This is a genomic window from Deinococcus sp. AJ005 (assembly GCF_009017495.1).
Lineage (GTDB): Bacteria > Deinococcota > Deinococci > Deinococcales > Deinococcaceae > Deinococcus.
Genome location: NZ_CP044990.1, coordinates 1610670 through 1632144 on the forward strand (window position 1 = coordinate 1610670; position 21475 = coordinate 1632144).

The 21475-nt window shown below is 63.6% G+C and carries 21 protein-coding genes and 2 tRNA genes; 10 read left to right on the forward strand and 13 right to left on the reverse strand.

The window, feature by feature from the left end; translation table 11 throughout:
- Nucleotides 1–157 precede the first annotated feature (157 nt).
- From DAAJ005_RS09585 to DAAJ005_RS09600, 4 genes are all read left to right on the forward strand, one after another.
- The gene (locus DAAJ005_RS09585) at nt 158–1111 is read left to right on the forward strand and encodes an ABC transporter permease (RefSeq protein ID WP_151846923.1); all 954 of its coding nucleotides are present in this window, start codon (nt 158–160) and stop codon (nt 1109–1111) included.
- Nucleotides 1112–1157: 46 nt separating this feature from the next.
- A complete protein-coding gene (gene opp4C / locus DAAJ005_RS09590; RefSeq protein ID WP_151846924.1) occupies nt 1158–2045 on the forward strand; it encodes an oligopeptide ABC transporter permease in 888 nt (295 codons plus the stop codon).
- A gap of 122 nt (nt 2046–2167) precedes the next feature.
- Nucleotides 2168–3109 (forward strand): dihydrodipicolinate synthase family protein, encoded by a 942-nt coding sequence (locus DAAJ005_RS09595; RefSeq protein WP_151846925.1) that lies wholly within the window; start codon nt 2168–2170, stop codon nt 3107–3109.
- On the forward strand, nt 3102–3776 hold the full coding sequence (locus DAAJ005_RS09600) for an N-acetylmannosamine-6-phosphate 2-epimerase (RefSeq protein WP_151846926.1): 675 nt from the start codon (nt 3102–3104) through the stop codon (nt 3774–3776). The genes DAAJ005_RS09595 and DAAJ005_RS09600 overlap by 8 nt, the downstream gene beginning before the upstream one ends.
- A 701-nt stretch (nt 3777–4477) precedes the next feature.
- On the opposite strand, the gene DAAJ005_RS09605 is transcribed toward DAAJ005_RS09600, so the two are convergent.
- The 7 genes from DAAJ005_RS09605 to DAAJ005_RS09635 form a co-directional block, all read right to left on the reverse strand.
- Entirely contained in the window at nt 4478–5134 is a 657-nt protein-coding gene (locus tag DAAJ005_RS09605; RefSeq protein WP_151846927.1) for a CoA transferase subunit B, read from the reverse strand.
- Nucleotide 5135: 1 nt separating this feature from the next.
- Complete coding sequence (locus DAAJ005_RS09610; RefSeq protein ID WP_151846928.1) at nt 5136–5870, reverse strand: CoA transferase subunit A; 735 nt, start codon at nt 5868–5870, stop codon at nt 5136–5138.
- A gap of 303 nt (nt 5871–6173) precedes the next feature.
- Nucleotides 6174–7103, reverse strand: a complete 930-nt coding sequence (locus DAAJ005_RS09615; protein ID WP_151846929.1) for an acetamidase/formamidase family protein — start codon at nt 7101–7103, stop codon at nt 6174–6176.
- A 155-nt stretch (nt 7104–7258) separates the two neighbouring features.
- Complete coding sequence (locus DAAJ005_RS09620; protein WP_151846930.1) at nt 7259–8866, reverse strand: ABC transporter substrate-binding protein; 1608 nt, start codon at nt 8864–8866, stop codon at nt 7259–7261.
- 52 nt (nt 8867–8918) lie between these two features.
- Entirely contained in the window at nt 8919–9839 is a 921-nt protein-coding gene (locus tag DAAJ005_RS09625; protein WP_151846931.1) for an ABC transporter permease, read from the reverse strand.
- The gene (locus tag DAAJ005_RS09630; protein WP_151846932.1) at nt 9839–10729 is read right to left on the reverse strand and encodes an ABC transporter permease; all 891 of its coding nucleotides are present in this window, start codon (nt 10727–10729) and stop codon (nt 9839–9841) included. The genes DAAJ005_RS09625 and DAAJ005_RS09630 overlap by 1 nt, the downstream gene beginning before the upstream one ends.
- A gap of 340 nt (nt 10730–11069) precedes the next feature.
- The gene (locus DAAJ005_RS09635) at nt 11070–11315 is read right to left on the reverse strand and encodes a hypothetical protein (RefSeq protein WP_151846933.1); all 246 of its coding nucleotides are present in this window, start codon (nt 11313–11315) and stop codon (nt 11070–11072) included.
- Between the two features lie 233 nt (nt 11316–11548).
- Here DAAJ005_RS09635 and DAAJ005_RS18920 point away from each other — a divergent pair, with 233 nt between their 5' ends.
- The 5 genes from DAAJ005_RS18920 to DAAJ005_RS09655 all read left to right on the forward strand — a co-directional run bounded on the left by DAAJ005_RS18920 (nt 11549) and on the right by DAAJ005_RS09655 (nt 13390).
- Nucleotides 11549–11719 carry a hypothetical protein gene (locus DAAJ005_RS18920; protein WP_192930913.1) on the forward strand — a complete coding sequence of 57 codons (171 nt, stop codon included), beginning with the start codon at nt 11549–11551 and terminating at the stop codon, nt 11717–11719.
- A gap of 143 nt (nt 11720–11862) precedes the next feature.
- Nucleotides 11863–12282, forward strand: coding sequence for a transposase (locus tag DAAJ005_RS09640; protein ID WP_151846934.1), 420 nt, complete (start codon nt 11863–11865; stop codon nt 12280–12282).
- Between the two features lie 39 nt (nt 12283–12321).
- Nucleotides 12322–13083, forward strand: coding sequence for a metallophosphoesterase (locus DAAJ005_RS09645; protein WP_151846935.1), 762 nt, complete (start codon nt 12322–12324; stop codon nt 13081–13083).
- Between the two features lie 128 nt (nt 13084–13211).
- Nucleotides 13212–13287: transfer RNA gene (locus tag DAAJ005_RS09650), tRNA-Asp, on the forward strand.
- Between the two features lie 27 nt (nt 13288–13314).
- A tRNA-Phe gene (locus DAAJ005_RS09655) sits at nt 13315–13390 on the forward strand.
- Between the two features lie 44 nt (nt 13391–13434).
- Here DAAJ005_RS09655 and DAAJ005_RS19165 read toward each other — a convergent pair.
- Genes DAAJ005_RS19165 through DAAJ005_RS09680 form a run of 6 tightly spaced genes read right to left on the reverse strand, consistent with a single transcriptional unit; the run spans nt 13435 to nt 18316 of the window.
- Nucleotides 13435–13692, reverse strand: coding sequence for a hypothetical protein (locus DAAJ005_RS19165; RefSeq protein WP_226342666.1), 258 nt, complete (start codon nt 13690–13692; stop codon nt 13435–13437).
- Nucleotides 13693–13722: 30 nt separating this feature from the next.
- Nucleotides 13723–13899: a hypothetical protein gene (locus DAAJ005_RS19170; RefSeq protein ID WP_226342667.1), complete on the reverse strand. Its 177-nt coding sequence runs from the start codon at nt 13897–13899 to the stop codon at nt 13723–13725.
- Nucleotides 13896–15305, reverse strand: a complete 1410-nt coding sequence (locus DAAJ005_RS09665; protein ID WP_151846936.1) for a hypothetical protein — start codon at nt 15303–15305, stop codon at nt 13896–13898. Before DAAJ005_RS09665 ends, DAAJ005_RS19170 begins: the two co-directional genes overlap by 4 nt.
- The gene (gene nudC / locus DAAJ005_RS09670) at nt 15292–16140 is read right to left on the reverse strand and encodes an NAD(+) diphosphatase (RefSeq protein ID WP_151846937.1); all 849 of its coding nucleotides are present in this window, start codon (nt 16138–16140) and stop codon (nt 15292–15294) included. Before nudC ends, DAAJ005_RS09665 begins: the two co-directional genes overlap by 14 nt.
- Nucleotides 16140–17261 carry a VWA-like domain-containing protein gene (locus tag DAAJ005_RS09675; RefSeq protein ID WP_151846938.1) on the reverse strand — a complete coding sequence of 374 codons (1122 nt, stop codon included), beginning with the start codon at nt 17259–17261 and terminating at the stop codon, nt 16140–16142. Before DAAJ005_RS09675 ends, nudC begins: the two co-directional genes overlap by 1 nt.
- A gap of 29 nt (nt 17262–17290) precedes the next feature.
- A complete protein-coding gene (locus tag DAAJ005_RS09680; protein WP_151846939.1) occupies nt 17291–18316 on the reverse strand; it encodes an ATP-binding protein in 1026 nt (341 codons plus the stop codon).
- 281 nt (nt 18317–18597) lie between these two features.
- On the opposite strand from DAAJ005_RS09680, the gene DAAJ005_RS09685 reads away from it, so the two are divergent.
- Nucleotides 18598–21450, forward strand: coding sequence for a PhoH family protein (locus tag DAAJ005_RS09685; protein ID WP_192930914.1), 2853 nt, complete (start codon nt 18598–18600; stop codon nt 21448–21450).
- Nucleotides 21451–21475: the final 25 nt, after the last annotated feature.

The window sequence follows — 21475 nt, forward strand, 5'->3', positions numbered from 1 at the left end:
GATTGGAGGGGGCGGGTTCGCTGCTGAATTGCCCCCTCACCCCCCGCCGCTGCGCGGCTCCACCCTCTCCCACATGGGGAGAGGGGATACAGCGAGTCACGTGGCATATCACTGACTCGCGTTTCTCTTTCCACACCACAAAGGAGCTGCTGACCGTATGGGCCTGTACACCCTCCGCCGCCTGCTGATCAGTATTCCGCTGCTGCTGGTGATCAGCGCCGTGGTCTTCACGCTGCTGCAATTCACCCCTGGCGATCCGCTGGACGCCTACATTCCCCCCGATCAGGTCCTGAGTGCCGAGCAACGCCAGATTCTGAAGGTGGATCTGGGCCTGGACCAGTCCAAGCCGGTGCAGTACTTCAAGTGGCTGGGCCGCGCCGCGCAGGGCGATCTGGGCTACCGCATCAAGAACGGTCAGCCGGTGATCGAGGAATTGGGCCGCCGCCTGCCTCCCACACTCTTGCTGATGGGCCTGGGCATGACTGTGGGCGTGACCCTGGGGATCTTCTTCGGCATCGTCGCGGCGGTCAAGCGCTACACGCTGCTGGACAACACGCTGACCTTTTTGGCCTTCCTGGGGATCTCCACGCCTGCCTTCCTGGCCGGGTTGCTGGGCATGTACGTCTTCGCACTCAAACTCGGCTGGTTTCCTGCCGGGGGGTATCAAACGCCGGGGGACGGCGGCGCGCTGGACATCTTGCGGCACCTGATCCTGCCCGCCATGATCCTGTCGGTCACGTACATCGCCATCCTGATGCGCTACACCCGCTCCAGCATTCTGGAAGTGCTGTTTCAGGATTTCGTCCGTACCGCCTCGGCCAAGGGCGTGCCGTCTTACCGGGTGATCAGCAAGCACGTACTGCGCAACGCGTTGATTCCGGTGGTCACCGTGATCGGGGCCAATGTCGCCAACCTGATTGGCGGTGCGGTGTTCCTGGAGAGCATCTTCTCGTGGCCTGGCACTGGACAGTTGTACCTGGACGCCATCGACTCACGCGATTACCCGATGATCATGGGCACGACGCTGATGCTGGCGATCATCATTTTGCTGGCCAACCTGATCACGGACCTCATGTACGGGCTGATTGATCCCCGGATCAGGTACTCGTGAACGCGATTTTTGAGCCGAGCAAAATTGAGATGAGGAGGCTGAACCCATGACCGCCACCGCACCTGTCAAACCCGAGAAGGTTCGCGTCAAAACGCCGGGCAGCATGGCCCTCAAGCGCTTTCTGCGCCACCGGCTGGCCGTCGTCGGCCTGATTCTGCTGGGTGTCATCGTCCTGCTGGTGGTCTTTGGCCCACTCATCGCCCGCTTCGGCCCCGACGAGATTGACCTGCTCAACCGCAATCAGCCGCCCGGTGGGGCGCACTGGCTGGGCACCGATCCCACCGGGCGCGATATCTTCGCCCGCACCCTGTCCGCCGGGCGCGTATCGCTGATGGTGGGTCTGTTCAGCACGCTGATCTCGGTGGTGGTGGGCACCACGCTGGGCGCACTGGCCGGGTATTTCGGCGGCTGGGTGGACAACGTGATCATGCGCTTTGTGGACGTGGTGATGACCTTCCCCAGCATCGTGGTGCTGCTGACGCTGGCCGCCATCGTCGGCCCCGGCATCGACAAGACCATCATCATCATCGGGCTGCTGGGCTGGCCGCTGGCCGCGCGGCTGGTGCGCGCCAAGCTGCTTTCCGTGCGTGAGCTGGACTTCATCTCGGCGGCCACCGCGTTGGGAGCCAATGACCGCCGCATTCTGCTCAAGCACGCGCTGCCCAACGTGGTGGACGTGCTGGTGGTGTTCGTCAGCCTGGGCGTCGCCAGCGCCATCCTGACCGAGGCGGGCCTGAGCTTTCTGGGCCTGGGCGTGCAGCCCCCGCAGGCGAGCTGGGGCAACCTGCTGAGCAGCGCCCGCGAGATCAATATTCTGGAGGCTTACGTCTGGCAGTGGATGCCCGCCGGGCTGCTGATCATCCTGACCGTGCTGGCCACCAACTTTCTGGGCGACGGCCTGCGCGACGCGCTGGACCCCAAGGCCAAGCAGTAAGGCGGGGCCGCCCTCTCTCCCTCGGACCTGATCTGGCTCCAAAGGAGAGAGGGCAAAACGCCGCCCTTGAATTTCTCTGACAGCCCTCAATCATTCGCCCCACTCTCCTCCCGAGGTTCCCCATGACTACCGCTGACTTTCCCGCTAATCTGCACGGCATTATTCCCCCCGTCGTCACCCCGCTGACCCCTGACTTCCAGGTGGATGAGGCGTCCCTGCGCCGCGTGATCAAGCACCTGCTGGACGGCGGCGTGCATGGCCTTTTCCTGCTCGGCTCCACCAGCGAGGTGGTGTTTATGGACGCCCCACAACGCCGCGAGGTCTTGCGAATAGCCGTGGATGAGGTGGCCGGACGCGTGCCGCTGCTGGCAGGGGTAATTGACCCCACCACGGACCGCGTGATCAATCACGCCCGCGACGCCCGTGACGCCGGGGTGGATGGCCTGGTGGTCACTGCGCCGTTCTACGCCCGCACCAGCCAGACCGAGATCGTGGAACACTTCCGCGCGGTGCATGAGGCCGTGGGCTTGCCGATCATGGCCTACGACATCCCGGTGTGCGTGCAGGTCAAGCTGGAGCGCCCCACCCTGCGCCAGATGCGTCAGGAAGGGCTGATCGTGGGCCTCAAGGACAGCAGCGGCGACGACACCAACTTCCGCCTGCTGGCCCGCGAGTGCGCGGATGACCCTGAATTCCGCATGTTTACCGGCTCGGAACTGATGGTGGACACGGCGTTGATGGTGGGCGCACACGGCTGCGTGCCGGGACTGGGCAATGTCGATCCCGCCGCCTACGTGGCCCTTTACGACGCCGCACGCCGCGAGGACTGGCGCGAGGCCCGTCAGATTCAGGAACGCCTGATCCGGGTGTTCGCGGTGGCCTTGCAGGGCACGCCGCGCACCAGTGCCGGAGCGTCCGGCGTGGGCGGTTTCAAGGCGGCCATGCGCCTGCTGGGCCTGATCACGCACCACCACATGAACCGCCCGAACCTGCCCCTGAACGATCAGGAAATGGAACGGGTGCGGGCCATCCTGGAGGCCGAGGAGCTGCTGGTCCATGCCTGAACGTGGCTTATTTGACCAACTCAAGGGCGGCCTGATCGTCTCGTGTCAGGCCAACCCGGACTCGCCGCTGCGCGATTCGTACATCATCGGGCAACTGGCGCTGGCCGCCGAGCGGGGCGGCGCGGTGGGTCTGCGGATTCAGGGTTTTGAGGACATGGCGGCGGTGCGGGCCGTAACAAACCTGCCGATCATCGGCCTGACCAAGACGGACCGCGACGACACCGACGTCTACATCACCCCCACCGCCGCCGAGGGTGTGCGGCTGGCGGAACTGGGCGCGCAGATCGTGGCGTTTGACGCCACCTCCCGCCCCCGCCCCGAACCATTGGCCGAGATGTTCGCCGCTGTTCATGCGGCTGGCGGGCTGGTCATGGGCGACATCAGTACGCTGGACGAGGCGCGGGCCGCCTATGACCACGGCGCGGACATCGTCAGCACCACCCTGAGCGGCTACACCCCCCACAGCCGTCAGCTTGCCGGGGCGGACTGGGAATTGATGCGGGAGTTGCGCGACGCCGGACTGTCCTTCGCCGCCGAGGGCCGACTGAACAGCCCGGCGGACGCGGCGCAGGCTATGAGCCTGGGGGCAAGTTTTGTGGTGGTGGGTAGCGCGATCACCCGGCCAGACGTGATTACAGGGTGGTTCAGGCAGGCGCTGAAAACCTGACTGCCTATTGGCCGTATCTGGCCGGATTCTGAGCGTGGCGGGTTCAGAAGTTCAGTCATCTCTGCGCCTCACCCGCCTGCATGGACAGACCAGCCATGCGGCCCGGACCATTCCGACTCCCCCTGAGTTTTCCGGCTTTGTGTAGGTGTGCGGAGCGAGGGACACAACCTTCTCTGGCCAGGGAAAGTAGCCTCTCGCTTTTGCAGTTAAAGCATTTGTCCGAATTACTGCATCAGAAAAAGAGACTTCTGACGCTTCCATTCTCCCAAATGCTCCACAGAATTCACTCACTCCGTTCTGTCAAAAGTGAACATCTCTTTTGACAGATGCTCTAGGTCGTCAACTATTTGCGGAGCAGTGAGGCATGGAGGCCCAACTCGGGGGCGGTATAGGAGAGGTTATACAGATTCCGTTTGTTTCGTGCAGGAATCGGAGCTGTCCCGATTCCTCCACTCCACGTCCGGGGGGATGTTTTTCTTCTTCTCGCTCTCGTTATGAACAGCCTGTCGTCGCGGGATAGCAGCCCTATGGGGCTTGCTCCGCTGCTGACGCAGCTTTTCGGGACCCCTTCAGATTTCCAGGTGTTTACATTTCAATCGGAGTCCGTATAATTCGGACACGAATTCGAGCGGGACCCGCAGAGCTGCGCCGAAGAGGTTGGAATCAGGGCAAGTCAGTTTCCCGGATGTTTCCATCACCTCTCAGCCGGAGTCCTTACCAGCCGCGTCCTGGCCCTGAAGCTGCGCGCCCGTCTGTTCCCGCATTTCCTCCAGCGTGACGCCTGGCGCGAGTTGCACCAGCTTTAACCCACCTTCAGTCACGTCCAGCACGCCCAGATCGGTGATGATGCGGTCCACCACGCCCACGCCGGTCAATGGCAGGTTGCAAGCCTCCAGAATCTTGTGCGCGCCGCCCTTCGCGGTGTGTTCCATCAGCACGACCACGCGCTGTACCCCGGCCACCAGATCCATCGCGCCGCCCATGCCCTTGACCATCTTGCCGGGAATCATCCAGTTGGCCAGATCGCCATTCTGGCTGACCTGCATGGCCCCCAGAATGGCGAGGTTGACATGCCCGCCCCGGATCATGGCAAAAGAATCGGCGCTGGAAAAAAAGCTTGCCCCCGGCAGCGCCGTGACTGTCTGCTTGCCCGCGTTGATCAGGTCAGCGTCTACCTGATCGTCCGTGGGAAAGGGGCCGATGCCCAGCAGACCGTTTTCCGATTGCAGCATCACGGATACGCCGTTCGGGATGTGGTTGGCCACCAGCGTGGGCAGGCCGATGCCCAGGTTCACGTAAAAGCCGTCCTGCAATTCCTGGGCGGCGCGGGCCGCCATCTGGTCACGGTTCCAGGGCATCTTAAATCTCCTCTCCGGCGGTGGACGAGGCTGGAGCTGCTGAGACCCGGACCGTCCGCTGCTCAATGCGTTTCTCGGGTGTGGCGTTCAGCACAAGGCGCTGCACATAAATGCCCGGCGTGTCGATGCTGTCGGGATCGAGCTGGCCGACTTCCACGATTTCCTCCACCTCGGCCACCGTCACCCGCCCACACGTCGCCACCACCGGATTGAAGTTCTGCGCCGTCTTGCGGTAGACCAGATTGCCGCTCTTATCCGCCTTCCACGCCTTGACCAGACTGACATCCGCCACGATGCCGCGTTCCAGGATGTAGCGTTCGCCGTCAAACTCCTTCTCTTCCTTGCCCTCGGCCACCACCGTGCCCACGCCGGTCTTCGTGTAAAAGCCAGGAATGCCCGCCCCACCCGCGCGCATCCGTTCGGCCAGTGTGCCCTGCGGCGTGAATTCCAGCTCCAGCTCTCCAGCCAGATACTGGCGCTCGAATTCCTTGTTCTCACCGACGTAGCTGCTGACCATCTTGCGGATCTGCCGCGTTTCCAGCAGCAGGCCCAGACCGAAGCCGTCCACGCCCGCGTTGTTGCTCACGGCGGTCAGGTTTTTCGTGCCGCTGTCGCGCAGGGCGGCAATGAGGGCCTCGGGAATCCCGCACAGGCCAAAACCCCCCACCGCCACGGTCTGCCCGTCGGCCACCACATCTGCAAGCGCCTCGGCGGCGCTGGGAAACACTTTATTCATGTGCCGCCCAGTCTAGCGGCCCAGCGTTACGGCGGGGTCACGCGCTCCATAAAAAACTCCTCCGTGATCAGATCGCCCTGGCTCGTTTTTGACTCGACGATTTGGGTACTCACGTCAGGAATGACGTTTCGGATGGCGCTCCTGCTGTCCCAGGAGGTGGGGTTGGCCGTGGATTCGATCTGATTGCCAGTGGACTAGGCTCCACTCCTGACGGCTCCATAATGCTGGACGCAATTTGAGCAGCGCTACGGGCAAGCGGTTCTGGTATCCATTCAGGACATCCATGGGCCGCGCGGCCCGCGCCTACGTAAAGATGCTCCGGGGCAGGTACAGGCTGACCAGCCAGTTGGGAGCGTCCACGATCTCGCTGATCCGCAGGTCCGCTGCCACACTGCACAGCAGATAGGCTTCCTGCGGTGACAGGCCATACTCGCCAGTCATGAAATCCACCATTGAGCGGGTGGCGTCCTGTGCGGCGGCGTACAGGTCCGGGCCAATCCCAGTGGTGACCTGATAGCCCGCCCGATCAATGTGGCCTGTGACGGGGCCGGGTGTCGAGAAACGCGGCGTTTTCAGGTGTGCCGCTTTTTTCAGGGTGAAGCGCAGCGTCACGTGCATGGCCGATTCGATGGCGGTGCCGCAGACCTCGCCGTCACCCTGGGCCGCGTGGGTGTCGCCCACCGAGAACAGTGCGCCGGGTACAGCCACCGGCAGATACAGCGTGGACCCTGCCGTCAGGTCACGAATGTCCATGTTGCCGCCCACAGCCCGGGGCGGCACAATCGAGTGTGGCCCAGCCTCGGCGGGCGCGTTGCCGATGGTACCGGGGAAGGGCCGCACCGGCACCCGGATGCCCGGCAGGAACTCCGCCGAGGAGTCGCTGTACTGCCATAGCTTGAGGTACGGATCAGCGAATTCATCCGCCAGCAGGCCGAAGCCGGGAATGATGGCCGTCCAGCCGAAGCCCGAGGGCCGGAATTCCAGAATGTCGACCTGCAACGCGTCGCCCGGCTCCGCGCCGTGGACATAGACCGGGCCAGTTACCGGATTGATCTTCGAGAAGTCCAGCGCCGTCACATCTGAAGAGGTGGACTTTGGCGTGAACTGACCGCCGCCAGAGTCGATGACCTCGAATTCGATGGTCTCGCCGCTCTCGACTTCCAGCGCGGGGGGCAGGCTGTTGTCCCAGCCGTAATGGTGGTCGTGGATGGTGCATTTGGGTCTGTTTGTCACTGGAATCCTCCTCTTATACGAATTCCGCTTGATTCCTTAAACCTTCTGGAAAGCGCCGAAGATTTAATCCATACGCGGAACCCGTCTTCTTTCCCATTCGCGTCCGCTCGGATTTCAAGGTTTTTGCAAACCTTTCAATCGGAATCCGTATACTTTTACTTCTTGACCGAGAGCCGCTCGTAGTTGATGAAATGCGTTGGGTCGAGCAGGTCGTCCACGCCGCCCACCAGTCGGTCGGACTTCATGGTGTAGCGCACCTCGTGGAACACGGGCACCCACACCGCCTGCTTGTTCAGGGCCGCAAAGATGCTGGCGTACTCCTTGAGACGGGCGGCCTGCTGAGCGGGTGCCACCATGCGGTCGCCCTTCTCGGCACGGGCGTCCAGCGCCTTGTCACACACGAAAGGCCAGTTCCAACCGCCCTGCACCGCGCTCCGGCACGACAGGATCGGCCAGTAGAAGTCGCTGGGGTCCGGGTAATCCTGCGTCCAGGCCAGACCCCCTGACCAGACCATCGCCGCCGTTTTAGGCGTGCTGGCCGCGTCGATCACGCTGCTCTGGGCCAGGCTCTTGAGCTGCACCTTCACGCCAATCTGCGCCAGATCCTGCTGGATGCTCTGGGCGATGCGCGGGTTGGGGTCGGTGGAGGTGGTGTAAAGGGTTGTCTCGAAGCCGTTTTTGAATCCGGCTGCTGCGAGCAGCGTCTTGGCCTTGGCCGGATCGTAGGCGTAGCCCTTCTCGGTCTTGTCGTAGCCGGGCATCAGCGGCGGCAGGACACCCCTGGCCACCACGCCACGCCCGTTGATGATCCGCAGAATCTTGGTCTTGTCGATGGCCATGTTGATGGCCTGCCGCACCCGCACGTCCTTCAGCGGCCCCACGCCCGTGTTCAGGCTGAGATACGTCGTGTTCACTGACGTCTTGGAAAACACGTTGGCCTTGAGCTTGGGATCGCGCGTCACCTGCAAGAACTGGGCGGGCGGAATGCCGTCGCCGAGCAGGTCGATCTCGCCGCGCTGAAGGCTGAGGTAGGCGACGCTGGGGTCCAGCCCCACCTTGACCGTGACCCCGTCCAGATACGGCATGTCCGCCATGAAGTAGTTCGGGTTGCGCTCGAACTGAAGCTGCTGGCCGCTGACCCAGGATTTCAGCTTGAACGGCCCGGTGCCGACGGGTTGATGCCCGAAGTCCTCTCCGGCCTTGGCCACAGCCTCTTTAGGCACGATGAACGCGAAATTCATGGCCATGATGTTGAGGAAGGCGGCGTTGGGGGCGTTCAGCGTGATCTTGACCTTGTCGGGGGCCAGCACCGCAATGCCTGAAACGGCCTTGGCCTTGCCGTCCACGAACGCCTGCGCGCCTGCGATGTCGGTGTAAAAGCTCTGGCCCGGACTCTTGGTCTTGGGATCAAGCACCCGTTCCAAGCTGTACTTCACGTCGTCGGCAGTCATGACCCGGCCATTGTGGAACTTCACGCCTTTTCGCAGGGTGAAAGTGTAGGTCTTGCCGTCCTTGGAAACGTCGGGCATTTTGGCGGCCAGACGCGGTGTCAGCGTGGTTCCGCCGGAGGTGTAATCCAGCAGGGCGTCGAAGACCATCTTCTCCATCGGCCAGTTCTGGTAGTCGTAACCGACGGCGGGGTCCAAGGTGGTCACGTCGTCCTTGTACGAGACCGTGATACTGCCGCCCTGCTGAGGCGCGGCGTGGGCAGTTCCGAGAAGCAACGTCAGGCCGAGCAGTGTCCGTCCGGTGAATCTTTTCATGGCTCTCCTTTCCAGCAAAAGAACGTGCAGCACTAGAATTTCCAGCACAACATCACGAGTAGCGAATCCGGGGATCAAGGGCGAGCTGAACGAGATCGGCGAGCAGATTGGCCAGGGTAATCACCACCGCACTGAAGATCACCACCCCCACGATGACCGGAATATCCACCACCCGGATGGCGTCCCAGACCAGTCGGCCCAGGCCAGGCCAGCCGAAGACGCTCTCCACCACCACCACCCCGCCCATGAAGACGCCGATGTCCAGGCCAATCATGCTGATGATGGGTGGGGCGGCGTTCCGCAGCGCGTGGCGCACCACCACCCGGCTCTGCGACAGCCCCTTGGCGCGGGCGGTGCGCACGTAGTCGCGCGCCAGCACTTCCAGCAGGCTGGAGCGGATGACACGGGCGTACCACCCGGCCCCGCCCAGGCCCAGCGTCAGGGCGGGTAGAAACAGGTGCGAGAGGCCGCCGTAGCCGCCCAGCGGAAAAAGATTCAGCCCGTAAGCCAGCAGATAGACCAGACTCAGGCCCAGCCAGAACTGCGGTGCAGACGCCCCCAGGAAGGCGAACCCCATCACCAGCCGGTCCGGCCAGCGCCCACGTTTCAGCGCCGCCCAGATGCCCAGCGGCAGCCCCATCAGCAGTTCCAGCGCCACGGCCCCCAGCATGAGCTGGAACGTGGGCCACACCCGCGAGGCGATCAGCGGGCGCACCGCTGTCTGCTGCTTGTAGGAGCGTCCCAGATCCCCTTGAAGCAGATGGGTCAGGTACAGCGCGTACTGCGCGACGAAGGGCCGGTCCAGTCCCAGTTCCCGCCGGATACTGTCGACTGTCTGCACGCTGGCACTCGGCCCGGCCACCAGCCGGGCCGGGTCGGCGGGCAGCAGGAAGATCAGGCTAAAAGTGAAGACCGAGGCGACTAACAGCACGCCGAGGCTCTGCAAGACCCGCGACACCGTGAAGGTCAGCATCAGTTCGCTCCGTTGGGGTCAAGGGCGTCGCGCAGGCCCTCGCCCAGCAGATTGAAACCCAATGAAGTAACCAGAATGGCCGCGCCGGGAAACAGCACCAGCCACGGCGCGGTGGTCAGGTAACTCTGCGATTCGTTGATAATGCCGCCCCAACTGGGGGTCGGCGGTTGCACCCCTACACCCAGAAAGGACAGGGTGGCTTCCAGCAGCACGGTGGTGCCGATGCCCAGCGAACCCCACACCAGCGCGGTAGGCAGCAGGTGGGGCACGATGTGCCGGCGCAGGATGCGGCTGCCGGAGGCCCCGACGGCCTGGGCGGCCTCCACGAACTCGCGCTCACGCAGCGAGATCACCTGGGCATAGATCACCCGCGCCACCGCCACCCAGTTGAGCAGCGCGATCACCAGCGTCACGATCCACAGGCTGGGCCGCAACACCGCCGTGAGCGCAATGGCAAGAAGCAAAACCGGAAAGGCCATCATCACGTCGGTGAAACGCATGATCAGCGTGCCGATCAATCCGCGTCCCATTCCCCCCAGCGCCCCCAGCAACACGCCGATAACAACGGCAATGCCGTTGGCGACGATGCCCACCAGGAGCGAGGCCCGCGCCCCCCACAGCAGCCGCGAAAGCAGATCCCGTCCCAGCAGATCAGTTCCGAGCAGAAAGGCCGTTCCTGGCGGCTGGGGTGCCCCTTCCAGTGAGATGCCGTCCGGGAACTGAAAGTTAGGATCGTGTGGCGCGATCCAGGGGGCCAGCAACGCGGCCAGAATGATCAGACTGCACAGGACCAGGCCCAGCAGGGCGGCCTTGTCGCGGGAGAAGCGTCTCCAGGCCACTGAACGCGGCTTTGGAGCGCGGGCTGCTGGGGCAGTCGGCAGTGCAGTCAAGTTTGCCCCAATAAGCTGGTGCCGTGGGAAGTTCGCCCGCTATAGACGGGCGCGCAGGACTGGACAAAGGACGGACAAGCTGACATGACGGATGGGCACAGAAAACGTCGTGGTGGGGCCAGATCCAGGAATGTGGCGGGATGCACTCTGGGAAGATACTCCTCCGACAACCGAAAGGGGTGAAGAAGCGCGCCAGACCGTCAATTCGGGCCATGCTGTCTGAATCCCGCGAACAGGGATACACCCCCCTGCACCTGATGCACGACAGCCTGTCCGAGCTGTTGCGGCGCAGCATTTTCCAGGTATAGCTCAACCAGATGACGCTCAGTCCCCAACAGTTTTAGAGGGTGCTTGAAATCTGTCGTCCAGCAAGTGAGAACAGGGAGCGTCTCCCACTGCCCTGAAATCGCTGAGTCACTGCTTGGCTTGTCACTTCTCCCGATACCGCAAAAATCACGTAGAACTGCTCGCCCTGGCGTTGATCGGAGCCAGAGACGTTCGCCACGTGGCACTGGCCGAGTGCTTCCCCGGCAACGCTCAAACGGCTTCTCTCATCCGACAGATCAAGTGCTTCTTTCACCAGCATCTGCTGTGTCCTTTGGAAGTTGCGCGTCTGGTTCTGGTGTTGCTCCCTGATGTGACACGGCAGGAATTCACCCTTGACCGCGCCTTCTTGGGCAGAACAGACTATCGTCGTGAGATGGCACCCGTATGGGGCTACTCCTCCACATGAGGACGCTTGCCCGCAACTGGGAATCGGGGAAGACCGCTGTGAACGCGCTGCATAGAGGTAACAGTGGGACGAGTACCCGCCTAGCCTTGCTGGACGAGGCGCTGTTGCTGTTGGACTGCGGCGAGGTTGCCACGATCTACGCAGCCCGGGAATTTATTGGCCAGGCGTGGATTCAGGGATTGGCCGAACGAGATCTGCTCATCACCGTCCGGCTCTGCGTCGATATTCGCATTGAAGACCTGCCAGCGGGCGATTAGGCTGATCGGCCTGCGGTCCGGAAAGAAGGCGATGCTGCTCAACGGTGTGGAGGTAGTCTTCGGCACTGACCGGGCGGCGCGGGGCAGGCCAGTGGATCAGGGTCAGTCCACGGCGTCCAGCCCCAGCTCTCTACGGTCTACCGATGAACGTCGCCACAGACCCAGATAGATCAGGGATTCCCCTGATCGTGGCGAGCAACGCCACCGCCGCCCGTTGCATTCTGAAGGGGGACCGCCAGCGCTGGGAGATCGAATGTCTGTTCAGGGCGCTCAAAACCAAGGGCTTTCGGTTGGAAAACACCTATACGACGCTCCCCGGTCATGTGACGCGGCTGCTCTGTCTGCTGACCCTGGCGTATGTGTGGAGCGTTTTGGTCGGCATCGACCAGGACATAACCCTTAAAAGCCATGGACGACGGGCATGGAGTGTCGTGACTCTGGGCCTCCGGTCGCTCGTTTGGGCGTCTTCCCGTCAGGTCGGGGCTTCGGTAGATGAACTGCTCCACCTCATTGGACTCTGGACGCTGCACCAGACGGCGGGCGCGGAAAGTGTTGGATACTGAGGTCCTACTGACCCCCACGCCTAGTAAACTGCACTCCAGATGCGTAAGTTCATGGCCTTTGGCGACGTACACGCCGATTTTGAGACATTGTGGTCCGCCCTGCGCGCCGCGAGTTGCGTGGACGGCGCGTTCCTGCCGACGCCCCCGGTGCAGGCCGGACTGTTCCAGGTGGTGATCATCGGTGATCTGGTCCATCCCAAGAACGAGCGCGAGTATGCTCGGCTGACCGGCCTGCCGCGCTTCGATATGTATGACCCGGAACATCTGCTGGTGGCCGCCCGCAATCAGGCGGCGCAACTGGACCTTCTGCGGGCCTATCAGGCTGCCGCGCCGCACTCGGTCCATATCCTGCTGGGCAACCACGACGACGCGGTACTGAACGGTAGCTTCACGCTGGGGACCAGCGGCGGCCTGGTGCATCTTGAATTCGATCCTGAGCGCGGCGGCGTCCTGCTGCCAGAGCACCTGCGAGCCTGGATCGCTCAGTTTCCCCGCGAACTGCGGGTGGGGGCGGTCCAGTTCTCTCACGTCTCGCCGCTGCCCGCCCATACGCATTACGACGACCTGTTCTATGCGGATCGGAGCACCAAGCACTGGTTCCGTGACACGCCGGAATACGTGGAGATGGCGGGTCTGGACTTCGGGGTCTACGGCCACACGCAGGTCGATGACGGCATCCTGCTGGACCAGGACCACCGTTTTGCCATGATCGATGCGCTGCACGCCCGCGAGTACCTGGAACTGATGCTTGGTGACTCCGGTGACGGAACACTTCAGGCGGTGCGGGCCGTTCCCTTCTGAGCCGGCCCCGGCTGAAATCTGCCCGCAGGGCTGCTGTGCTTGTTGACAAGTTCCCAGAGCGCGGCTATCCTTAACCCCGCTGCTTTTCGCGGGCAGCACAATGACAATCAAGCACCAGAAAAAGTATTGGTCCGGTAGTGTAGCGGTTAGCATATCTGCCTGTCACGCAGAAGGTCGCGGGTTCAAATCCCGTCCGGACCGCCACTGTTTTCTCTCCTGTAGGGAAAGCAAGGCTGGATAGCTCAGCTGGTAGAGCAAACGATTGAAAATCGTTGGGTCGCCGGTTCAAGTCCGGCTCTGGCCACCAAGTTTAAACCTCGTCTTCGGGCGGGGTTTTTTCATTATTCGAGCTTATGCTTCCCGATTCACGATGTGCCGCACTGTTCCGTCGTCCCCGTCCAGCAACTCCCCAACGATCAGCGGGTAGACGGGGCGGGATTCAATTTCGGCCAGCGGAATCCACTCGCAGATCACGTCGTTGTTGTCCAGGACGCTGAATGAATCGCCCGGCAGTTCGGGCGGTGCGTCCATGCGGAAATAAAAGCCGATCTCATGCTGACGCCCGTGCGCTGGGCCAAAGAAGCTTGCCACGATGCCCAGCAGGCGCAACTCGCCGGACGTTGTTCCTGTTTCCTCGCGTCAATCCCGCTCGGCGCAACTGTGGGCGTCTTCATCCGTGGCGAGTGCGCCGCCGGGCAGATACCAGAAGCCGATGCCGCGTTCGGTGTTTGCCAGCAGCATCCCGTCCCGCACGCAGACAATCGCCACCCGCACGCTGAATTTCAGACCGCCCAGCGGAATACGGATGTCGGTCACGCGTCTGCTCTGGCCAGTTCCGCCTCGGCGCGCACGCTGGGGTCTGCGTCACCTTTCAAGCTGTCGCGCAGAGCGGGGGAGAGGTCCGCACGGCCAGCCACGGCCAGCCGCACCCCGGCGTCTGAATCCTCGCCCAGCGCCTGAAGCAACTCGGGCGGGAGGTCTTGATGGGCAGCAGCGGCCCGGCGCACCCCGACATTTGCGTCCTGGGCCAGCGTTGCCAGTGTGTTTGCACCCGGCGCAGCGGCATAAGCCACCGCACGCCGCACTTCCGCATTCTTATCTGTCGCCAGCCGTGCCAGCCGCTGCGGTCCCAGATCAGGCCGCACCGCCAGGATGGTGCGGATGGTGGGATCGGCGTCGGCCAGCAGCACATCCAGCACACTGGCGGGCAGGGGATCGGCACTCGCCACATGCAGGCGGATGTCCTGTTCCGGGGCGCGGGCCAGCGCCAGGATCGCACCCTCGGGCAGATCGTCACGCTCCAGCACGGCGCGGCGCACGGATTCCGCCTCATCGTGTGCCAGCTTTTCCAGAACGGCGGGTGTGGCGTCCGGGCGGCGGGCCAGTGCGGCGCGCACATCCGGGTCTGCATCAGTTTCGGCCTTGAACAGCCACGCGGCAGGCACGCTCCAGGCTTGCAGCGCCGCCGCGCGGACGGGGGCTTCATCACTACTCGCCAGCCATTCACGCACGTTATGCGGCAGATCTACCCGGCGTGCCAGGGTGGCCAGCACGTCCGTATCTCCGTCCGCCGCCAGAGTCAGCATGCAGTCCAGCGGCAGGTCCAGACGGCGGGTAATACTGGCGCGCACCAGACCGTGGCCGTCCTGCACCAGCGTCCGCATCACGTCGCCGGGCAGATCAGGGCGCGCAGCCACGGCCTTTCTCACGTCGTAATCATCGTCGGCGGCCAGTTGGCGGGTCAGCAGAGGCGAGAGTTCGGCACGCCTCGCCACCGCCTCTCTGATCTGCCAGCCCGCGTCTCCGGCCAGCGCCGCCACCCGCACCTCGCTCAACTGTGGGCGCGAGGCCAGCGCCGTCCGCACGCTGTAGTCCTCGTGGCGCAGGGCAGCGTCCAGCACCCATTCAGGAACGGTGTGCAGGGATAGCAACGCCGCCACCCCCTCTCCCGGAAACACATTCAGAAAGCCGGGACGCGCCAGCCGTAGCAGCGGCAGTCCCGGATTGTCCATCACGTCCTGTGGGTAGGCGGCAGCCAGCGCGCCCAGCACCTCCAGTGGCGCGTTGGGATGCCGCGCCACCCGTGCGCGTACCCGCGCGTCCGGGTGGGCGCTGAGGCCCGACAGCACAGACGCCGTGGCGCGGGGGTGCGCCGCTGCCTCCAGCGCGCCGTCTGGCCCCAGGGCGGTCAGCGTGCGCGGATCAAGTTCAGAGGAGGTCATGGGGGACAGGATAGGGGTCAGGCGATCCGAGGCTCAGGGAAACGGCGCGGTCAATGAGCTGGCGGGCGATGCTGAAGGGTGCTGGAAGGGTGGGCAAATTGGAAACAGAGAACCATTGGGCATCCTCAATCTCCTCCGGCTGTAACACGATCTTGCCGCCGTCGTACTCGGCGTCAAAGCCGATCATCAGCGAGTGAGGGAAGGGCCAGGGCTGACTCAGGACGTAACGGAGGTTCCTGATCTTCACGCCCACTTCCTCCAACACCTCGCGTGCGGCGGCGGCTTCCAGTGTTTCGGAAGGCTGCACGAAGCCTGCCAGCGCGGAGAACATGTCGGGGGGGAAATTGGGGCCGCGCGCCAGCAGCAGCTCCGTGTGTGCGCCCGCGCCGCGCTGGATCAGCACCATCGCCACCGGGGCCACGCGTGGGTAGACGCTCAGGCCGCACTCCGGGCAGGCTTTGGCGTACTCGTATCCCGTGAAGGCCAGCGGCGTGGCGCAGTGCCCGCAGAACCCGTGTGTGCGGTCAAACTCCACCACCTGCGTGGCAAATCCGGCCAGCCCGAACATATTCTCGCTCAGGCGGCCAAACAATGAACGCAAGGGCGATAGGGCATATCCAGCGGGAACTTCGCCTGCCAGTTGTGCGGTAGCGTAAGCCTGACCGTCCAACTGGCCCAGCGAGTTGGTCAGCTCAAGTGCAAAATCCTCCGCACGGCCCACTGGCAACGTATCGTCCTCCCGCAGCAGCAGGCGGCCCTTCTGGAAGATGAACCAGTGGGCCTCGCCCTGCGGCACGCCCGATTGAATTTCAAGGTTTGTGGGACGCGAAACCATTACCCTTCCTCCAGCCGCAAGACCTCGCCAAAGGGAAAACCCTCGTCCTCCAGTCCGCCCGGCGGGACCACCCACAGCGTCGGCATGCGCGGGGCCGTCTCGGGGAAATCGCCGTAACCGTCGGTCAAGTAGATCAGCACGTCCGGCTCATGGTCATCCAGCAGGGCAAAAATGGGCCGGAAGTCTGTACCGCCGCCCCCCTGTGGCGGGGGAATATCGCTGCCAGGGGTCAGTTCGTGCGGCCCATACGCTTCGGTGTCGGCGTAGTAGAGGGTGGCCCGGACGTGCGGATACGCGCCCAGCACGCCCTGAACCTCGCTCACCAGCGCTTTGACCGCCTCGTCGTCCACGCTGCCGGAGGTGTCCACGGCGATCAGCGCGGTCAGGCTCTCGTCGTCCAGCGCCTCCAGATACAACCCCCGTCCCACGAAGCGGCGGTCAAAGCCTCCAAAATCCACCGGAGTCCGCGCCAGAAAGCGCCACAGGTGCGCCCGCCAGTCCAGCCGTGCCGGGGCCAGCCGCGCCAGTTCACGGTGCGCGCCCAGCGGATCGTCGCCCTGGCCGCCGCTCATGGCATCCATGCTGCGGGCCTTGGCCATTGCCTGCTGCCACTGCTTGGCGGCACTGGAGGGGTTTTTGCCGTTCTTCGGCGGTGCGTCGCTGGGGGGACCGTCTAGCAAGTCGTCCGCGCCCTCGTCTCCCTCGCCTTCTTCCTCGCCCTCGGCCATTAGCGCGGTGTAGACCTCCTCCACGCTCAGCTTTTCCAGGTGGTCATCGCGGCGGGAAGTTGGTGGCGTGGGTAGGCCCGCCGCCTCCACCATGCCGTTCACGATCAGATCGGCGGATTTGTTCCAGCGCTTCTTCTCGCGCGGGCCACGGCGGTCCACATGCGACAGCGCGGCGTGCAGAACTTCATGCAGCAGCAGCCCGTCCAGCACGTCGGAGGGCAACGAGGCCGCGACTTCGGGATTCACGTACACCCGTTCGCCATCCGTTCCCGCCGCCGCGACTTCCTTTGACGGCACAAATTCCGCGTGCAGCAGCAGCGTGGCGAAAAATGCCGACTTGCCCCGAATGCGGAGGCGTGAGCCGGAGATTAGGTGCTGGAAGTCGGGGGTCATTGCGCCGCCGTCAACCCTTGACCATCCACCTACATCCCCTCCGACATCGCCAGCGTGCCTTCCACCAGCGCGGCCAGCCGCTCGTCGCGGGCCACCAGTGCGGCCAGATCGCCCAGTTGCCCGATGGCCTGGAACTTGCTGACGAGGGTGGCGACATACAGTTGCAGCCACTCCGGCCCGGCGCTGTCGGCCAGCCAGATAAAGGCGTGGTAGGCGGCGTCGGCGGTGGCGGCGCGGGCGGCCAGCCCCACCACGGCGGCGTAGCGCACGCTGGGTTCGTCCGGTAGCTTCAGGCCACTGCCCCGGCCTTCCAGCACGATGCCCAGATCCGGCAGTTGCTCGTACAGCCGCACGAAGGCACTGAACTCTGCCCCCGATGCCTCGCCAATCGCGGGGGCCACGTCCAGCCCGGCGCGGTGCAACGCGCTCGCCATTTCCCAGGCACGCGGGCTGGGCCACGCGGGCTGCTGGGGGTCCAAGCGGTGCAGCAGTTCTGGGCGGAAGGTCAGGAAGGCGATGATGTGTTCATGCAAACTGCGGCCCAGCGCGTAACTGCGCCATGAATCAAAGTCGGGCCGCACGGTCAGGTGTAGAAATCGGTTCGCCAGCGGTGCGGGCATGTCAAACACACTGGCGCGGTCTTCCTTGCGGTTGCCTGCGGCCCACACGAACCAGCCGTCGGGCAGGACGTAACTGCCCACCCGGCGGTCCAGAATCAGTTGCTGCGCCATGCCCTGCATGGTGGGTGGGGCCATGTTCACTTCGTCCAGAAAGAGGATTCCGTGGCCGCCGCGTGGCAGGAATTCGGGTGGATACCACTTGCTCACACCGCCGCCCTGGCCGTCCGCTTCCGGCACGGGCAGGCCGCGCAGGTCGGTGGGGGCCAGTTGGGACAGGCGCACATCCACGAAATCCAGCCCGCGCTCACGGGCCACCTGCGCCACTACCGCGCTCTTGCCGATGCCGGGCGGACCCCAGATCATGGTGGACAGTTTGAGTTCGCCCGTGATTAAAGCGGACAGGTAGGTCTGAAGTTCATTGGCAGTGAGGGACAAGGCAAAAGCTCCTTTGAGGGTGTGAGGGAAAGGACGATCAGGGTTCAGAGGCTAGCGTGCCTGACGGGATTGCAATGGTGCGATCAGCAAGGTCTGTGACTGTCTGGCTCAGGTTGGGGCGTGGGCTGTGAAGGTCTCCCGTTCGTGTCACACGCGGTGCAGACATTCGCCGTCCCACCCGGCAGACCCTGGCCGACTTGAACCCGGTTCAATTTCCCTGCGCGCCGGGTCTGCTCGTGCACCTCGCGCCTCACGTTGCACCACCCTTCTAAACTGTCCGTATGCGTTTTCTGACCTACCGCGATCTGGATTCGGGCCGTGTCAAGAAGCAGCTCAGGAAGGTGCAAGAGGCCATTGAGCGCGACGACTTCAAAACGCCGGATGTTAAGAAGCTGGCGCAGGGCAACTACTACCGCGCCCGGCTGGACGACACCAACCGCCTGCTGCTGACCTTTGTCAAGCACGGGCCGGAAACAGTGTGTCTGGCACTGGAAGTGATCCACCAGCACGCCTATGAGAAGTCGCGTTTCCTGCGTGGGGCGCGGATTGACGAGGCCAGATTGCCCGATCTGTCCCGTGAGACTGCGGAGGCCGAGGCCCAGCCGCTGCGGTATCTGCACCCCACCCGCAGCGAGTTTCACCTGCTGGACAAGGTGATTTCCTTTGACGACACCCAGGACGAGGTCTACCGCACCCCGGCCCCGGTCATCCTGGTGGGTTCGGCGGGCAGCGGCAAGACGGCCCTAACGCTGCAAAAGCTGCGCGAGTTGCCGGGGCAGGTGCTGTACGTGACCCTCTCGCCGTATCTGGCCCAGAGTGCGGCAGGCCTGTACGCCGCCCACGGCTTTGAAAACGAGGCCCAGGACGTGCAGTTCCTGTCGTTCCGCGAGTATCTGGACACCATCCGGGTTCCGCCGGGGCGCGAGGTCACGTTTGAGGACTTCCGGGGCTGGTTTGCGCGCCAGCCCGGCTTGAAATTCACCGATGCACACCAACTGTTTGAAGAATTCAGAGGCGTGCTGAGCAGTTCCCCCAATGGCCCGCTGGGGCGTGAGGCTTACCTGGGCCTGGGCATCCGGCAATCCATCTACGACGCTGAACACCGCCCGCTGGTGCATGAGCTGTTCGGCAAGTACCTGAACTGGCTCTCTGAGAGCCGACTCTACGACTCCAGCATCGTGGCTTCGGGCTATCTCAAATCGGTCACGCCGGACCATGACTTCGTGGTGGTGGACGAGGTGCAGGACCTGACGGCAGCGCAACTGGCGCTGATTCTGGCCTCGCTGAAGGTGCCGGGGCAATTCCTGCTGTGCGGCGACAGCAACCAGATCGTGCATCCCAATTTCTTCTCGTGGGCGGCGGTCAAAACACTGCTGTGGAAAGACCCCGATCTGGCCGAGCGGCAGGCCATCAACGTGCTGCGGGCCAATTTCCGCAATGCCTCGCAGGTGACGCGGGTGGCCAACGATCTCCTTAAAATCAAGCACGCCCGCTTCGGCAGCGTGGACCGCGAGAGCAATTTTCTGGTGCATGCGGTGGCTGACGATCCCGGCAGCGTGATCTTTTTGCCCGACGACGCCCGCGTGAAAAGGCATCTGGACGAGCAGACGCGCGGCAGCACCGATTATGCCGTGCTGGTGCTGCGCGACGAGGACAAGGCCGAGGCTAGGAAGTCCTTTGGCACACCGCTGGTGTTCAGCGTGCAGGAGGCCAAGGGGCTGGAATACCCCAACATCATCCTGAGCAATTTCATCAGTTCCCAGCGGGCCACCTACAGCGAGATCGTGGAGGGCGTGACCGCCGAAGACCTCCAGAAAGAGGACCTGAAATACAGCCGCGCGAAGGATAAATCCGACAAGTCGCTGGAAATCTACAAGTTCTATGTTAATGCGCTGTATGTGGCCGTGACCCGCGCCGTCAACCGCGTGATCCTGGTGGAAAGCGATACCCGTCACCCGCTGCTGGGGCTGCTGGGCGTGACGCTGGGCAACGAGGCCGAGCAACTGGGGGTCAAGCAGGCCAGCCGCGACGACTGGGAGCGCGAGGCCCGCAAGCTGGAATTGCAGGGCAAGAAGGAGCAGGCCGGGGATATTCGCCGCCGCATCCTGAAGCAGCAGGACGTCCCGTGGGAGGTCTGGACACCCGAGGCTCTGCGCCGCATGGAAGCTGAGGTCCGCGCAAATCCGGGCGATCCCAAACTGGCCCGCAATTTGCTGGATTACGCGCTGCTCAACCGCAGTGAAACCCTGCTCTCCGAGATGAGGGATCTCAAGATCAAACCCGCGCAGTCGTACCTCCGCAACAACGATAAGGACCGCCGGATTCAGCGTCAGGCCGTGCTGGACAAGCACCGCAAGGCGTTCGCGGATCCCAACCTGCGCTCCGTGCTGGGCGACGCCGACAAATACGGCGTGGACTACCGCACCCCCGAGAACTTGACCCCACTGATGCTGGCGGTGCTGGCGAGAAATTTGCCTCTGATAGACGCCCTGCTGCAACGCGGCGCGGACGTGACCCAGACCGATCTGTTTGGACGCACGCCACATATGCTGGCGCTGGAAACGGCCATGCAGGACGCCGACTACGCCCGTCTCTGGCTTGGGCCGATCTATGAACGGGTGCGGCACGGTGCGCTGGACGTGCTGGTGGGAGACCGTCTGGTGCGTCTGGGTCACGAGGGCGCGGAGTTTTATTTTCTGAGCGTGATGCTGGGTCTGTTTCCCGGCTTTGCCTCCGCGTTGCACCACCCGGATCTCACTCCCGCCGCACTGCGCCAGAGAAGTGACGGGTTCAATGTGGCCGCCCTGCGAACCCATCTGGAGCATTTCCCCTTCACTGTTTTGCGCGAGGCCCGCCACAAACGCCCGTACTTTAATCACGTCCTGGCGCGGGCCGAGGTGGACAGCAATTATGTTCCGGCCCGCAAGTTGTGGCAGCGCACGCAGACAGGTTTTTATGTTCTGAATCCTGCCTTGCAGGTGCGCGTGAAGCTGGCCGCCAACAGCGAGAGTGAATGGGTGAATGTGGCGTTGCTTACGGACCCGGTGGCGCGGGCGTGGCTGGGGTATGCCGGGCAGGAACCCATGGATCAGAAAGGGACAGTCAGGCCGCCGGGCAAGAAGGCCAGAGCGTAAGCTGGGACGATCTTCCTCCTTCTTT